This window comes from Modestobacter lacusdianchii (assembly GCF_054177765.1).
In genome coordinates, this window is record NZ_JBJJTJ010000004.1 from 119,110 (window position 1) to 133,139 (window position 14,030).

At 74.0% G+C, this 14,030-nt stretch carries 12 protein-coding genes and 1 tRNA gene; 3 read left to right on the forward strand and 10 right to left on the reverse strand.

The features are described from left to right. Nucleotides 1-9 precede the first annotated feature (9 nt). From ACJTNH_RS04250 to sodN, 3 genes are all read right to left on the reverse strand, one after another. A complete protein-coding gene (locus ACJTNH_RS04250) occupies nucleotides 10-675 on the reverse strand; it encodes a phosphatidylserine decarboxylase (RefSeq protein WP_458173026.1) in 666 nt (221 codons plus the stop codon). 65 nt (nucleotides 676-740) lie between these two features. After that, nucleotides 741-1,973, reverse strand: a complete 1,233-nt coding sequence (locus ACJTNH_RS04255) for a PP2C family protein-serine/threonine phosphatase (protein ID WP_458173027.1) — start codon at nucleotides 1,971-1,973, stop codon at nucleotides 741-743. Nucleotides 1,974-2,115: 142 nt separating this feature from the next. Further along, a complete protein-coding gene (gene sodN / locus ACJTNH_RS04260; protein WP_222194002.1) occupies nucleotides 2,116-2,520 on the reverse strand; it encodes a superoxide dismutase, Ni in 405 nt (134 codons plus the stop codon). A gap of 50 nt (nucleotides 2,521-2,570) precedes the next feature. On the opposite strand from sodN, the gene sodX reads away from it, so the two are divergent. Beyond that, a complete protein-coding gene (gene sodX, locus ACJTNH_RS04265; RefSeq protein WP_458173028.1) occupies nucleotides 2,571-2,945 on the forward strand; it encodes a nickel-type superoxide dismutase maturation protease in 375 nt (124 codons plus the stop codon). Nucleotides 2,946-2,966: 21 nt separating this feature from the next. Here the strand turns inward: sodX and ACJTNH_RS04270 are convergent, their stop codons facing one another. The 5 genes from ACJTNH_RS04270 to ACJTNH_RS04290 all read right to left on the reverse strand — a co-directional run bounded on the left by ACJTNH_RS04270 (nucleotide 2,967) and on the right by ACJTNH_RS04290 (nucleotide 9,919). After that, nucleotides 2,967-3,671, reverse strand: a complete 705-nt coding sequence (locus tag ACJTNH_RS04270; protein ID WP_458173029.1) for a metal-dependent hydrolase — start codon at nucleotides 3,669-3,671, stop codon at nucleotides 2,967-2,969. A 121-nt stretch (nucleotides 3,672-3,792) separates the two neighbouring features. Next, nucleotides 3,793-3,978: a DUF6104 family protein gene (locus ACJTNH_RS04275; RefSeq protein WP_458173030.1), complete on the reverse strand. Its 186-nt coding sequence runs from the start codon at nucleotides 3,976-3,978 to the stop codon at nucleotides 3,793-3,795. Nucleotides 3,979-3,998: 20 nt separating this feature from the next. Beyond that, nucleotides 3,999-7,901, reverse strand: coding sequence for a multifunctional oxoglutarate decarboxylase/oxoglutarate dehydrogenase thiamine pyrophosphate-binding subunit/dihydrolipoyllysine-residue succinyltransferase subunit (locus ACJTNH_RS04280; RefSeq protein ID WP_458173031.1), 3,903 nt, complete (start codon nucleotides 7,899-7,901; stop codon nucleotides 3,999-4,001). 216 nt (nucleotides 7,902-8,117) lie between these two features. Further along, the gene (locus ACJTNH_RS04285; protein WP_458173032.1) at nucleotides 8,118-8,885 is read right to left on the reverse strand and encodes an ABC transporter permease; all 768 of its coding nucleotides are present in this window, start codon (nucleotides 8,883-8,885) and stop codon (nucleotides 8,118-8,120) included. Beyond that, nucleotides 8,885-9,919, reverse strand: coding sequence for an ABC transporter ATP-binding protein (locus ACJTNH_RS04290; protein WP_458173033.1), 1,035 nt, complete (start codon nucleotides 9,917-9,919; stop codon nucleotides 8,885-8,887). The genes ACJTNH_RS04285 and ACJTNH_RS04290 overlap by 1 nt, the downstream gene beginning before the upstream one ends. A gap of 389 nt (nucleotides 9,920-10,308) precedes the next feature. On the opposite strand from ACJTNH_RS04290, the gene ACJTNH_RS04295 reads away from it, so the two are divergent. Both ACJTNH_RS04295 and ACJTNH_RS04300 read left to right on the forward strand, forming a co-directional pair. Further along, nucleotides 10,309-11,298, forward strand: coding sequence for an adenylate/guanylate cyclase domain-containing protein (locus ACJTNH_RS04295; RefSeq protein WP_458173034.1), 990 nt, complete (start codon nucleotides 10,309-10,311; stop codon nucleotides 11,296-11,298). A gap of 55 nt (nucleotides 11,299-11,353) precedes the next feature. Beyond that, nucleotides 11,354-12,991 (forward strand): ABC-F family ATP-binding cassette domain-containing protein, encoded by a 1,638-nt coding sequence (locus ACJTNH_RS04300; protein ID WP_458173035.1) that lies wholly within the window; start codon nucleotides 11,354-11,356, stop codon nucleotides 12,989-12,991. Between the two features lie 72 nt (nucleotides 12,992-13,063). Here ACJTNH_RS04300 and ACJTNH_RS04305 read toward each other — a convergent pair. Continuing rightward, nucleotides 13,064-13,135: transfer RNA gene (locus ACJTNH_RS04305), tRNA-Arg, on the reverse strand. 138 nt (nucleotides 13,136-13,273) lie between these two features. Then, nucleotides 13,274-13,987, reverse strand: coding sequence for a DUF305 domain-containing protein (locus ACJTNH_RS04310; RefSeq protein ID WP_458173036.1), 714 nt, complete (start codon nucleotides 13,985-13,987; stop codon nucleotides 13,274-13,276). Nucleotides 13,988-14,030: the final 43 nt, after the last annotated feature.

Here is a 14,030-nt window from a genome sequence, read left to right on the forward strand (position 1 = left end):
GTCGGCTCCTCAGCTGGACCCGGGCCAGCGGGCGATGACGGTCTCGCCGCCCCGCACCCGCTGCCCCTTGCTGACCAGGACCGTGCACTCCGGCGGCACGAACACGTCCATCCGGGAGCCGAACTTCATCAGGCCGATCCGCTGGCCCGTGGTGACCCGGTCACCGGGCACCACCCGGGTCACGATCCGCCGGGCGAGCACCCCGACGATCTGCCGGAACACCACCGTGCGGTCGCCGTCGCGGACCCACAGCTCGCTGCGCTCGTTGCGGTGCGCGCTCTCCGCCCGGTAGGCGGCCAGGAAGCTCCCTGGCCGGTACGTGGAGGAGGTGATCTCGCCGCGGTACGGAGCGCGGTTGACGTGCACGTCGACCACGGAGAGGAACACGCTCACCTGCTGCCAGTCGCCCTCGGGCGCGACGCCGGGCTGCGGCTCACCGGCCACCATCACCACGCCGTCGGCGGGGGAGACCACGTCCGTGTCGGCCGGGGGCACCGAGTCGCACTGCCGCTGCGGGTCGCGGAAGAACACCGCCATGTAGCCGGACAGGGCCAGGAACGGCCACGCCACGAGCCGGGCCCACCGCCGGCCGGTGACCCGGCCCATGGCGGAGACCGCCGCTGACAGGCCCAGCGGAACGGCGAGGAAGGGCCACCCGGCCCGGTCGATGCGCATCGCAGACCGAGGTTACCGGGAGGCCGCCACCCGGCCCTCCTGGCGCGGGCAGCCGGCGGCGGGGATCAGCTGGAGGCGAGGTGCCCGCTGGCGCCGCCGGAGCTGTCCCGCCGGCGCTGCGGGCCGCCGTACCAGTCCAGGCACAGCACCGTCGCGTCGTCCCGCAGCACGCCCCCGGTGGCCCGCATCACCGCGGCGCCGAGGGCGTGCACGACCTCGCGAGGGTGCAGGGCGGCCGTGCCGGCCAGGGCTGCGGCGACGTCCAGCGCGGCGGCGTTGCGCTCCTGCATCCCGTCGGTGACGAAGACGATCCGGTCGCCGGGGCGCACCGGGAACTCCTGCACCCGGTACTCCGTGCCCTGCTCCACGCCGAAGGGCAGGTCGATGGCGAGCTCGACCTCCTCGACCACGCCGTCGCGCAGCCGCAACGGGAAGGGGTGGCCGGCGTTGACGATCTGCGCGCGTTCGGCGTCGAGGTCGACCCGCAGCACCTGACCGGTGACGAACTGACCGGGAGCGGCGTGGGCGACCAGCGCGTCGTTGGCGGTGCGGGTCTGCCCGGCCAGGTCGAGCCCGCGCCGGCGCTCGTTGCGCAGGCTGCCGACCAGCAGGGTGGCCAGCAGGGCGGCCCCGACCTCGTGGCCGACGGCGTCGGTGATCGACAGCTGCAGCGAGCTGCGGTCCAGGGCGTAGTCGAAGGTGTCGCCGCCGACGGTGGCGGCCGGCTCCAGCCACCCGGCGAGGGTGAACTGGCCGGCCTCGCAGGTGAACGCCGGCGGCAGCAGGCGCCGCTGGATCTCCGCGGCCAGGGAGAACGGCGTCGTCCGCTGGCCCCACTCGAACAGGTCGGTGTGCCGGCGGTTGGCGATGACCACGTAGGCCAGTGCGTGCCCGGCGGCGCGGACGTCGGCCTGCACCTGCGCATCGGGTGGCTCGGGGAGCACCAGCTCCAGCACGCCCATCGCGTCGCCGCGGTCGGTGACCGGGACGATCATGCACACCCCGCGCTCGGTCACCGAGACGGCGGCCCGCTGGGTGCGCAGCACCTCGGCGTGCTCGGTGCCCTCCAGCGGCAGCGTCTCCGCCGACTCTGCTCCGCGCACCCTGGTGCCGGCCGGCGTGCGCGTCGAGGTGCTCAGCCGGACCAGCGCGTGCCCGCTGAAGTCGGCGATCAGGAAGGAGACCTCCATCGCCCCGGTGAGCTCGGCGAGGGAGTCCGCGACCGCGGCGACGGCGTCGACGGGGGCTGCTGCCTCCACGCGCTCGAGCAGTGCACGGAGGTCGAATCGGGGGCTCACGTGCGGGTCTCCCGGGTCATGGTGGACTGCTGCCACCGGGACCTGGGCGACAGGTACGACACTGCCGGGCCACCCCGGAGGGCGACCCGGCAGTCGAGCCCCGCTGCTGCCGCCGCGAGCGGTGGCAACAGCGGGTCCTTCGTCAGGCAGCGGCCTTGGTCTCCCAGAAGATCTTGTCGATCTCCGCGATGTAGTCGAGCAGCTTCTGACCCTCGGCCGGGTCCATGCTGCCCTTGCCGCCGGCGGCGCCGGCCTGCTTGGTCGCCTTGTTGAACAGCTCGTGCAGCTGCGGGTACTTCTCGAAGTGCGGGGGCTTGAAGTAGTCGGTCCACAGCACCCACAGGTGGTGCTTGACCAGGTCGGCCCGCTGCTCCTTGATCATGATCGCCCGGGTTCGGTAGACCGGGTCCTCGTTGCTCTGGTACTTCTCCTGGATGGCCTTGACCGACTCGGCCTCGATGCGGGCCTGGGCCGGGTCGTAGACGCCGCAGGGGAGGTCGCAGTGTGCGGTGGCCTCCACGGCGGAGAACATGCGGAACAGACGCATGGGGGTGCCTCCGGGTTCGTGGGGATGGATCTTCTGCGACCCTACCCGCGGTGATCAGCGCGAACACGTCGAGCAGTCGTGGCCCGGACGACGTCCCCGGGCTGGCGACCCGCTGGGTGCTGGCCCGGGTCAGCGGGCCCTCGATGTCGCCCACGGTGCGGCACGGCGACCGGCTGCTCGTCCGCCGGCTGCGGCCCGGGGCGGTGGTGCGCCCCGGTGAGGTGGTGCTCGCCCGCTTCCCGTCCCGGCCGGAGCTGCTGGTGGTCAAGCGGGTGCGGCACGCCACGGCCGGGGGCCACTGGGTCGAGGGCGACAACCCGCTGGTGACCGACGACTCCCGGGCGTTCGGGACGGCGGTGGTGCTGGGCCGGGTGGTGGCCCGGCTGCGGCCGCGGCCAGGACGGCTGCCCGCGCCACCACCCTGACCGGCCGCCGGGGCGGGCCCTTCAGCCCAGCTGGGCGAACAGCGGGTCGACCAGGTCCCGGGCGCCGGTGTTGCGGTAGAGCAGCACCACGGTCGCCAGGGCGAAGAGCGGGACGAGCACCGCCTTCTCCACGACCGCGCCGGTGCGCAGGTGCACCGGCGCCAGCCGGCTGCGGCGGACCAGCCAGAAGACCGGCACCGGCACGCCCTCCCGGGTCAGCCAGTCACCGGCGATGTGGGTGAGCACGCCGGCGGCGACGGCGAGCGGCAGCCAGGCAGGGCTCGGGCTGTGGTCCAGCAGCAGCCAGGCGCCACCCCAGGACAGCACCAGGTTGCCGATGACGGTGTTCTCGGCCCGGCCGGGGATGACGAAGTGCAGGGCCCGCAGCGCGAGGCCGATGGCCAGCGCCAGCACCAGCAGGCTGGACCAGCGCTGCCAGGCGGCTGCGCAGGCGATCAGGCCGAACACGACAGGGGCCAGGACGGCGTCGTGGGTGCCCCACCGGTGGCCGCGCGCGATCACGTTGACCACCCCCGAGGGGGCATCGGTCAGCGGCCCCCACATCCGGGAGATCGTCGAACCCTGTTGGTCGAGGTCGGGCAGCATCGCGAACCCGCCGACCGCGGACACCCAGGCGACCTGGGCCACCGCGCCGTCCACCGGCGCCCAGGGCAGCGTGGCGGCGCCGGCGGCCAGGCCGGAGAGGGCGTGCGAGTGACCGAGCACCCACCCAGCGTGCCGCCGCGCCCGCCCGAACCGCCGGAGGCGCGCTCAGCAAGGCGGGAACGGCCGCCCTTCAGGCGCCCGCGCCGAGCGTGCGAGGTGTGGTGGGAAGGGGTGGCCTTCCTCAGTCCTCGTCGTCGTCGTCCGTGCCGCCCCGGGCCAGCCAGGTGGCCAGCCGTTCGATCGGCACCTCGAAGTCGGGGTGCTGGTCGACGAAGGCCTGCAGCTGGTCGGCCAGCCAGGCGAGGGTCACCTCTTCCTCGCCCCGCCGGCCGGCCAGCTCCTCGAGACCGCGGTCGGTGAAGTACATCGACGTGCCTGCCCGCTGCCTCAGTCGGCGAAGGCCTGGGCGACCAGCTGCCGCTGCTCGACCTCGTGCACCTTCGCCGAGCCGACGGCCGGGCTGGCCGACGCCTTGCGGGACACCCGGCGCAGGGTGCGCCCGCTGGGCAGCCGCTCGGGCAGGTTGCAGGCCATGAACTGCCAGGCACCCATGTTCGCCGGCTCCTCCTGGACCCACACGACGTCGGTCGCGTTCGGGTACTCGGCCAGCGCCTCGGCGATCTCCTCGGCCGGCAGCGGGTAGAGCTGCTCGACCCGCAGCACCGCGGTGTCGGTGGTGCCCTGGGACTCCCGCTGGGCGAACAGCTCGTAGCCGACCTTGCCGCTGCACAGCAGCACCCGGCGGACGGCCTGGCCGTCCAGCTGCCGACCGCCGACGCCCGGGTCGGGCAGCACCGGGCGGAACCGCTGCTCGGTGAAGTCGGTGACCGGGCTGACCGCGACCTTGGCGCGCAGCAGGGACTTGGGGGTGAACACCACCAGCGGGCGGTGCACCTCCGAAAGCGCCTGCCGGCGGAGCAGGTGGAAGTAGTTCGCCGGCGTCGAGCAGTTGGCCACCGTCATGTTGTTCTCGGCGGACAGCTGCAGGAAGCGCTCGATCCGGCCGCTGGAGTGGTCCGGGCCCTGGCCCTCCAGGCCGTGCGGCAGCAGCAGGACCACGCCCGAGCGCTGACCCCACTTGGCCTCACCGGAGCTGATGAACTCGTCGATGACCATCTGCGCGCCGTCGACGAAGTCGCCGAACTGGGCCTCCCAGAGCACCAGGGCCTTGGGGTTGGCCACCGAGTAGCCGTACTCGAAACCGAGCGCGGCGTACTCGCTGAGCAGCGAGTCGTAGACGAAGAACTTCGCCTGGTCCTCGGTGAGGTTCAGCAGCGGGGTGTACTCGCTGGCCGTCTCCCGGTCGATGAGCACCGAGTGCCGCTGGACGAACGTGCCGCGGCGGGAGTCCTGGCCGGCGAGCCGCACCGGGACGCCCTGCATGAGCAGCGAGCCGAAGGCCAGCAGCTCGCCCATCGCCCAGTCGATGCCGCCCTCGCTGGCCATCGCGGCCCGCCGCTCCAGCATCCGCTGCAGCTTGGGGTGCACGGTGAAGTCGGTGGGCAGCGAGACGTGCGCGTCGCCGACGGTCTTGAGCACCTCGGGGGTGATGGCGGTGTCCACGGTCGCCTCCTGCGGCGAGCGGGGGTCCATCACCGGCTCGGGGGCCGAGGCGTCGCGGGCGTCGTGGGTCTCGGCGAAGGCCCGCTCCAGCTGCCCGCGGTAGTCCTTCAGCGCCTCCTCGGCCTCGGCCAGGGTGATGTCCCCCCGGCCGACCAGCGCCTCGGTGTACAGCTTCCGGACCGAGCGCTTGCGGTCGATGATGTCGTACATCAGCGGCTGGGTCATCGACGGGTCGTCGCCCTCGTTGTGGCCCCGGCGGCGGTAGCACACCAGGTCGATGACGACGTCCTTCTGGAACTCCTGGCGGTAGTCGACCGCCAGCTTGGCCATCCGGACACACGCCTCGGGGTCGTCGCCGTTCACGTGGAAGACCGGGGCGCCGATCATCCGCGCCACGTCCGTGGAGTACAGCGTCGACCGCGACTGCGCCGGGCTGGTGGTGAAGCCGACCTGGTTGTTGATGACCACGTGCACGGTGCCGCCGGTGCGGTAGCCGCGCAGCTGCGAGAGGTTGAGCGTCTCCTGGACCACGCCCTGGCCGGCGAACGCCGCGTCGCCGTGCAGCAGGACCGGCAGGACGGTGAAGCCGCCCTCGCCCTTGTCGATCATGTCCTGCTTGGCCCGGACGATGCCCTCCAGGACGGGGTTGACCGTCTCCAGGTGGCTGGGGTTGCTGGCCAGCGAGACCGAGATGGACCGGCCGCCGTGCTCGAAGCTGCCCTCGGCGCCCAGGTGGTACTTCACGTCACCGGAGCCCTGGACGGTGCCCGGGTCGATGTTGCCCTCGAACTCCCCGAAGATCTTCGAGTAGCTCTTCCCGAGCACGTTGGCCAGCACGTTGAGCCGGCCGCGGTGGGCCATGCCGATCGCGACCTCGTCCAGGCCGTGCTCGGTGGAGGAGGTGAGCACCTCGTCCAGCAGCGGGATGACCGACTCGCCGCCCTCGAGGCTGAACCGCTTCTGGCCGACGTACTTGGTCTGCAGGAAGGTCTCGAACGCCTCGGCGGCGTTGAGCCGGTTCAGCACCCGCTTCTGCTTGTCGCGGGTCGGCTGGTCGTGCTTGACCTCGATCCGCTCCTGGAGCCACTTGCGCTCCTCGGGGTCGGTGATGTGCATGTACTCGATGCCGACGGTGCGGCAGTAGGAGTTGCGCAGCACGCCGAGGATGTCGCGCAGCAGCATCGTGCGCTCGCCCGCGAAGCCGCCGACCGGGAACTGCCGGTCGAGGTCCCACAGGGTCAGCCCGTGCTGGACGATGTCCAGGTCGGGGTGGGTGCGGACCTTGAACTCGAGCGGGTCGGTGTCGGCCATCAGGTGGCCGTTGCGCCGGTAGGCCTCGATGACCTCGATGACGCGGGCGTTCTTGTCGATCTGGCCCTCGTGGCTGACCCGCTTGTCCGGGACCCAGCGCACCGGCTCGTAGGGCACCCGCAGCGAGCGGAAGACCTCGTCGTAGAACCCGTCCTGGCCCAGCAGGAGCTGGTGCATCCGGCGCAGGAAGTCGCCGGACTCCGCGCCCTGGATGATCCGGTGGTCGTAGGTCGACGTCAGCGTGATGATCTTCGAGACGGCCATCTCGGCCAGCGCCTCGGGGCTCATCCCCTGGAACTCGGCCGGGTAGTCCATCGCGCCGACGCCGACGATCGTGCCCTGGTTGGTGGTCAGCCGCGGCACCGAGTGGTTGGTGCCGATGGTGCCCGGGTTGGTCAGGCTGATCGTGGTGCCGGAGAAGTCGTCCATCGTCAGCTTGCCGCCGCGGGCCCGCCGGATGATGTCCTCGTAGGCGCCCCAGAAGGCGGCGAAGTCCATCTCCTCGGCGGCCTTGATCGAGGCGACCACCAGCGACCGGGAGCCGTCGGCCTTGGGCAGGTCGATGGCCAGGCCGAAGTTCAGGTGCTCGGGCTGGACGTGCGTCGGCTTCCCGTCGACCTCGGCGAAGGCCGCGTTCATGTTCGGGAAGTCGTCCAGCGCGCGGACCAGCGCGTAGCCGATGAGGTGGGTGAAGGAGACCTTGCCGCCGCGGGCGCGGGCCAGGTGGTTGTTGATGACGATGCGGTTGTCGACCAGGAGCTTGGCCGGCACCGCACGCACGCTGGTCGCGGTCGGCACGGTCAGCGACGCGGTCATGTTCTTGACCACGCTGGCGGCGGCACCGCGCAGCGGGGAGCGCGTGGGACCGCCGTCCTCGTTGGCCGGGCGGGCGGCGGCCGGCTTGGGAGCCGGCTTGGCCGGGGCGGCCGGCTGCTGCTGGGAGGCGCGCTCTGCTGCGCGGTTGACCACGGTGCCCTCCGATCGGGCGTCGACGGGGGTGGCTCGGGAGGGAGCGGGGGCGGTGGTGTCCGGCGCTGGGCGGTCGGCCTTCGGCGCCGGCTGCTGCGGCGCTGCCGCCGTCGGCGCGTCCTCCCCGCCGGCCGGCGGGGTCACCTCGCGGGCGGGGGCCGGGGAGGCGTAGGAGGTCGCGGCCGGGGTGGCCGCGCTCGGAGCCGGAGCCGGGGACGGAGCCGGGGGCGCGGCAGGGGACGGCGCCGGGGTGGACGGCGTGTCGCGGTCCTGACCGTCGGCGACCGGGCTGCCCGGGCGGTAGTCGGCGAAGAAGTCGTGCCAGGCCTGGTCCACGCTGCGTGGATCGGCGAGGTACTGCTGGTACATCTCCTCGACCAGCCACTCGTTGGTGCCGAAGCCGGCCACCGGGTTGCTGTTGGAGGCGGACGGCTGGGATGAGCTCACGCTTGACACGGGGTCGAGTGCCTTCTTCGTCGAGGGACGTCGTTGGACCGGGTGCCGACTCTACGCCCGCGCCGTCGGGCGGGGTCGGCGCTCGGTGGGGTGGCGCACGTGTCCCAGGTCACCGGGCGGCTGGGAGGCCTGGTGGGAGGACGCAGATCCGGCACCGGCCGGTCCGTGGGATCGCTGCCGTGGACCGCCGGCGGGTGCGGCGGGTCGTCAGACCACGTCCCGCCGGACCGCCAGCAGCGTGCCGAGGAAAGCGGCCGCCAGCCCGTAGCCGAGCAGCAGCAGCGCACCCTGCCACTGCTCGAGCAGGTCCGGGCCCTGGAAGGTGGCCGTCATCGCCTCCAGCGCGCCGCCGGGCAGCCACTTGTAGGCCCCGGCGGTCGCCGGGATGCTGCGCAGCAGCGGTTCGACGACGAACAGGTAGACCAGTGCGGCGACGATCGCCCCGACCTGGTTCTTCAGCAGGGCGCCCAGCCCGACGCCGATCACCGTGTAGATGACCAGCGCGAGCCCGGCGAAGGCGAGCACCCGGAGGTTGTCGCCGGTCAGGTCGGGTGCGTCGCCCCGTGCGTTGCCGTAGACCAGCACGACGGCGGTGGTGACCGCGCACACGACCACCGCGAACCCGACCCCGGCCAGCGCGTAGGCCAGCAGCTTGGCGACCACCACCCGGCCGCGCTGGGGCGTGGCGAGGAAGGTGGGCGTGGCGGTCCGGTGCCGGTACTCCTGGGTGATCCCGATGATGCCCAGGACGACGGAGATGACCGTCGCGTTGGTGGCGAGGGAGAAGGCCAGCTGCCCGTACTCGGGGGAGTCCAGCGGCGGCAGCCCGCTGTCGGGGTTGCCGGCGAAGGCGGTGAACAGCGCCGCGAACGCCCCGGACAGCACGCAGCCGCCGACCAGCAGGCCGATCCAGACCCGGGTGCTGAACAGCTTGGCCCACTCGGCGCGGACCAGCCGGATGAGGACGGTGCCCATCAGGCTGCTCCCTGCTCGGTGCGGGCGGCGTACTGCTCCTGGCCGGTGGTGAGCCGGAAGTAGACCTCTTCCAGGCCGCTGGTGTGCGACCGGAGCTCGTGCAGCTCGATCCCCGCGGCGAACGCCCGCCGGCCCACCTCGTCGGTGGTCAGCCCGCTGACCGTCACCCCGTCCGGGGCCCCGTCGGTGCGCTCGACCGTCGTCCCGTCGGCGCGGAGCAGGTCGGCCAGCGTGGCGACCTGCGGGCTGCGGACCAGCACGCTGCCGGCGCTGCCGGCCCGCAGCTCGGCCAGCGACCCCTGGCGGACCAGCCGGCCGGCGCCGACGATGACCACCCGGTCGGCGGTCTGCTCGACCTCGGACAGCAGGTGGCTGGAGACCAGCACGGTGCGGCCCTGGTCGTGGGCCAGGTGGCGGAGGAACCCGCGCAGCCACTGGATGCCCTCGGGGTCCAGCCCGTTGGCCGGTTCGTCGAGCACCAGCACGGACGGGTCGCCCAGCAGGGCCGTGGCCAGCCCCAGGCGCTGGCGCATGCCCAGGGAGTAGCCGCCGGCGCGGCGCCGCCCGGCCGGGCCGAGCCCGACCTGGTCGAGCACCTCGTCGGCGCGGCCGACCGGCAGGCCGGTGGCCCGGCAGTAGACCCGCAGGTGGTCCCGGCCGCTGCGCGCCGGGTGGAAGGCGGTCTCCAGCACCGCGCCGACCTGGCGCATCGGGGCGGGCAGCCCGGCGTACCGGACGCCGTTGAACGTCGCGGTGCCGGTGTCGGGCGTGATCAGGCCCAGGGCCATGCGCAGGGTCGTGGTCTTGCCCGCGCCGTTGGGCCCGAGGAAGCCGGTCACCTGCCCCGGCTCGACGGTGAAGCTCAGGTCGTCGACCGCGCGCACCTTGCCGAAGGTCTTGGTGAGGCCGTCGACGTCGACCCGGACGGGTTCGACGGCGGCCGTTCTGGCGCTGCTGATCTCGTCCCCCTCGTCCCGCCGGCGGGTCCGGCACCGCGGCCATCCAAGCGCACCCGGGGGGCCCGCGGCCAGCACTCTCCGTGCCCCGGCGAGCCCCCGGGCGTGACCCCCGGCACACGGCCGGCCCGCGTCCTTCGGTAGGTTCCGCGCCGGTGGGCGAGCCAGCCGCTCGGCCACCGGACCGACACGGCAGCGGCGCGGCCGGTGCCGGCGAGCGCCCGCGAGGAGGTCCCGTGCCCGCCAGCTCGCCCGAGGACCGGTCGCCGGTCCGCCCGGGGTCGGGGTCGCCCGGTGCCCGCGCCCCGCGGCCGGTCGCCGTCCTCCCGCAGACGACGGGCTGACCCCTGCCGCACGACCGGCCCGGTCCTCCCACCGGCGGCCCCGATCCCCGCGAGTCCCTCGAGCGACTGCTCCTCGAGGGGCCGCGGCGCTACACCCGGCACCAGGTCGCCGAGCTGGCCGGCGTGCCGGCCGAGCGCACCCAGCGGCTGTGGCGGGCGCTGGGCTTCGCCGACGTGCCCGAGGACGACCCGGCGTTCACCGACGCCGACATCACCGCCCTCGCCCGGCTGTCGGCGCTGATCGACTCCGGCTTCGTCGCTCCCGGTGCGGAGGCGTCGATCGCCCGGGCGATGGGGCAGTCGCTGTCCCGGCTGGCGGACTGGCAGACCGACATGCTGGCCGCGCTGGTCGCGGCGGCCGCGGAAGGGGAGGACGCCCGCCCCGACGTGGAGGCCGAGGTCGTCCGCTCCACCGAGCAGCTGCTGCCGTTGATGCGCGAGCTGCAGGACTACGTGTGGCGCCGCCACCTCGCGGCGAACGCCGGCCGGCTCTTCCTGACCGCCCCGGGCGCGGTCGACCGGCGGGAGCTGGCGGTGGGCTTCGCCGACCTGGTCGGCTACACCTCGCGCAGCCGGGGGATGGGCGGGCGCGAGCTGGGCGCGATGGTCGAGGACTTCGAGGGCACGGCCGCCGACGTGATCGCCCGGCTCCGCGGCCGGGTGGTCAAGACCGTGGGCGACGGGGTGCTGTTCACCAGCGAGGAGCCGATCGCGGCGGTGGAGATCGCGCTGCGCCTGCCCGAGGAGTGGGCCGCGGCCGACCGGCCGCCGCTGCGGGTCGGCGCCGCGTTCGGCACCGTGCTCACCCGGCTCGGCGACGTCTACTCGCCGGTGGTGAACCTGGCCAGCCGGCTGACCTCCCTGGCCCGGCCCTCCACCGTGCTGGTCGACCACGAGCTCGCCCGCCAGCTGCGCGGGGTGCGCGACTACCGGGTGCGGCCGCTGCGCCGGGTCTCGGTGCGCGGCTACGACCACCTGCAGCCCTGGCTGGTCCGCCGCCGCAGCGCCGAGGAGGGCACCGCGCCCGGGGTGACCGCGTTCGAGGAGCTGCTCGACGAGATCGCCGACGACGTGCTCGGCGACGACCCGGCAGCCGGCGACGCCGGGTCCTGAACCCACCCGGGGCACCCGGGTGCACCGCGCCGGCGGTGATCGGGACCATGAGCGGGTGTCCGCCACGCTGCTCGCCCGTGGACTGGCCGCCGGTCACGGCGCCCGGGTCCTGTTCACCGACCTCGACCTCGTCGTCGCCCCCGGCGACGTGGTCGGCCTGGTCGGGGTGAACGGCGCGGGCAAGTCGACCCTGCTGCGGACGCTGGCCGGCGTCCTGCCCGCCGAGTCCGGTGAGATCACGCTCAGCCCGCCGTCGGCGACCGTCGGCCACCTCCCGCAGGAGACCGACCGCCGGCCCGGGGAGACCGTGCTGGACCTGCTGGCCCGCCGCACCGGGGTGGCCGCCGCCGAGCAGGCGATGGAGGAGGCCACCGAGGGGCTGACCGCTGGGGCCCCCGGCGCCGACGACCGCTACGGCGACGCCCTCGAGCGCTGGCTGGCCCTCGGCGGCGCCGACCTGGCCGAGCGGGCCGAGGCGGTGGTCGCCTCGGTCGCCCCGGGGGTCGCGCTGGACGCCCTCACCGTCGGCCTCTCCGGTGGGCAGGCCGCCCGGGTCGGGCTGGCGTCGCTGATGCTGTCCCGGTACGACGTCCTGCTGCTCGACGAGCCCACCAACGACCTGGACCTGGCCGGCCTGGAGCAGCTGGAGCGCTTCGTCACCGACCTGCGCACCGGGGTCGTGCTGGTCAGCCACGACCGGGAGTTCCTGGCCCGCACCGTCACCCGGGTGGTCGAGCTCGACCTCGCCCAGCAGCTCGTGCGGGTGCACGACGGCGGCTACGAGGCCTACCTGACCGAGCGGGAGGTGGCCCGCCGGCACGCGCGCGAGCAGTACGAGGAGTACGCCGACACGAAGGCGTCGCTGGAGGCGCGCGGCCAGATGCAGCGCAACTGGATGGCCAAGGGCGTGCGCGACTCGATCAAGCGGTCCAAGGACGGCGACAAGCACGTCAAGGCCGCCAACCGGTCCTCCTCGGAGAAGCAGGCGGCCAAGGCCAGGCAGACCGAGCGGCGGATCGAGCGGCTGGAGGTGGTCGAGGAGCCGCGCAAGGAGTGGGAGCTGCGGATGGAGATCGCCGCCGCCCCGCGGGCCGGTGCCGTGGTCGCCACGCTCCGCGGGGCGGTGGTCCACCGGGGTGCCTTCACCCTGGGGCCGGTCGACCTGCAGGTCGACTGGGGTGACCGGGTGGCGATCACCGGGGCCAACGGCTCGGGCAAGAGCACGCTGCTGGACGCGCTGCTGGGCCGGCTGCCGCTGGACGAGGGCACGGCGTCGCTGGGCTCGGGCGTGCGGCTGGGCGAGGTCGACCAGGTGCGCGGGCTCTTCGTCGGCGACGAGCCGCTGGCGGCCGCGTTCGGCGCCGAGGTGCCCGACCTCCCCGACGCGGACGTGCGGACCCTGCTGGCCAAGTTCGGCCTGCGCGCCGACCACGTCGTCCGGCCGGCCGGCACGCTCTCGCCGGGGGAGCGCACCCGGGCGGCGCTGGCGTTGCTGCAGGCCCGCGGCGTGAACGTCCTGGTGCTCGACGAGCCGACCAACCACCTCGACCTGCCGGCGATCGAGCAGCTGGAGCAGGCGCTGGCCGACTACGCCGGCACCCTGCTGCTGGTCACCCACGACCGCCGGATGCTCGAGGCGGTGCGCACCACCCGGCGGTTCGCGGTGGCCGGTGGGCGGGTGCAGGAGAGCTGACCGGGAGACGACACCGCCCGCCCGGGCCGAGGCCTGGGCGGGCGGGGGAGTGCGGTGCGAGCTGGGCTGGTGTGCCCCCGGCAGGATTCGAACCTGCGCCCCTGCCTCCGGAGGGCAGTGCTCTATCCCCTGAGCTACGGGGGCTCGTTCCGCGGTGTTGCTGTGATGCGGTGTTGCTGTGATGCGGTGTTGCCGGCGCCTGGTCTCCCTCGGCGCCGTCAGCACGTTACCAGTCGGCGCGGGCGGCTCCGGCAGCGGGCCCGCCCACCGCGGCGCCGCCGGTCACGGAGCCGGCAGCGGCTCGCCGCCACGGGCGCGCAGCATCGTCGCCATCGTGGTCGTCTCGGCCGCCTGGGTCTCCGCGATCGACCGGGCCAGGCGGCGAACGGCGTCGACCTCAGCCCGCTCGGCACCCTGCTGGGCCATCTCGAACCCGCCCTGGTGGTGCCGGATCATCAGCTGGAGGAACAGCACGTCGAAGGGCGTGCCCGACAGCGACCGCAGCTCGGCGAGCTCGGCCTCGGTCGCCATCCCGGGCATCACCGCACCGCCGGACCCGTGCCCGGACATGTCGTGCCCGCTCATCCCGTCCCCGGTCATCCCGTCCCCGGTCATCCCGTCCCCGGTCATCCACGCCATCGTCCCCCCGCCGGTGGCCGGCAGGCCCCACAGCGACAGCCAGCCCTGCATCCGGCCCGCCTGGTTCGTCTGGGTGGCGGAGATGTCGAAGGCCAGTTGCCCCACCTCGGCGTCCTCGCTGCGGGTGAGCGCCAGGTTGGCCATCTCCACCGCCTGCAGGTGGTGCCGGGACATGTCCCGGGAGAAGCCGGCGTCCACCGAGTCGCTGGTGGGCTCGGCGGTGCGGCCGATGCCCAGTGCCACCGCCAGCCCGCCACCGGCCACCAGCATGCCCAGCGCGATCACCGTCACCAGGACGGCGGTCGTCCAGCTGCGCTGCCGGGGGGCGGGGGACGGGGTGGCGGCGGGGTCGGTCATGGCTCCTCGGTGCTCGGGTGGCGGACCGCGGCCGGGGTCACGG

Bases quoted from the DNA above. Each gene is read 5' to 3' on its own strand.
- ACJTNH_RS04285 (WP_458173032.1), bottom strand. From the start codon at position 8,885: ATGGGCACCGTCCTCATCCGGCTGGTCCGCGCCGAGTGGGCCAAGCTG.
- ACJTNH_RS04250 (WP_458173026.1), bottom strand. From the start codon at position 675: ATGCGCATCGACCGGGCCGGGTGGCCCTTCCTCGCCGTTCCGCTGGGC.
- ACJTNH_RS04275 (WP_458173030.1), bottom strand. From the start codon at position 3,978: ATGTACTTCACCGACCGCGGTCTCGAGGAGCTGGCCGGCCGGCGGGGC.
- ACJTNH_RS04310 (WP_458173036.1), bottom strand. From the start codon at position 13,987: ATGACCGACCCCGCCGCCACCCCGTCCCCCGCCCCCCGGCAGCGCAGC.
- sodN (WP_222194002.1), bottom strand. From the start codon at position 2,520: ATGCGTCTGTTCCGCATGTTCTCCGCCGTGGAGGCCACCGCACACTGC.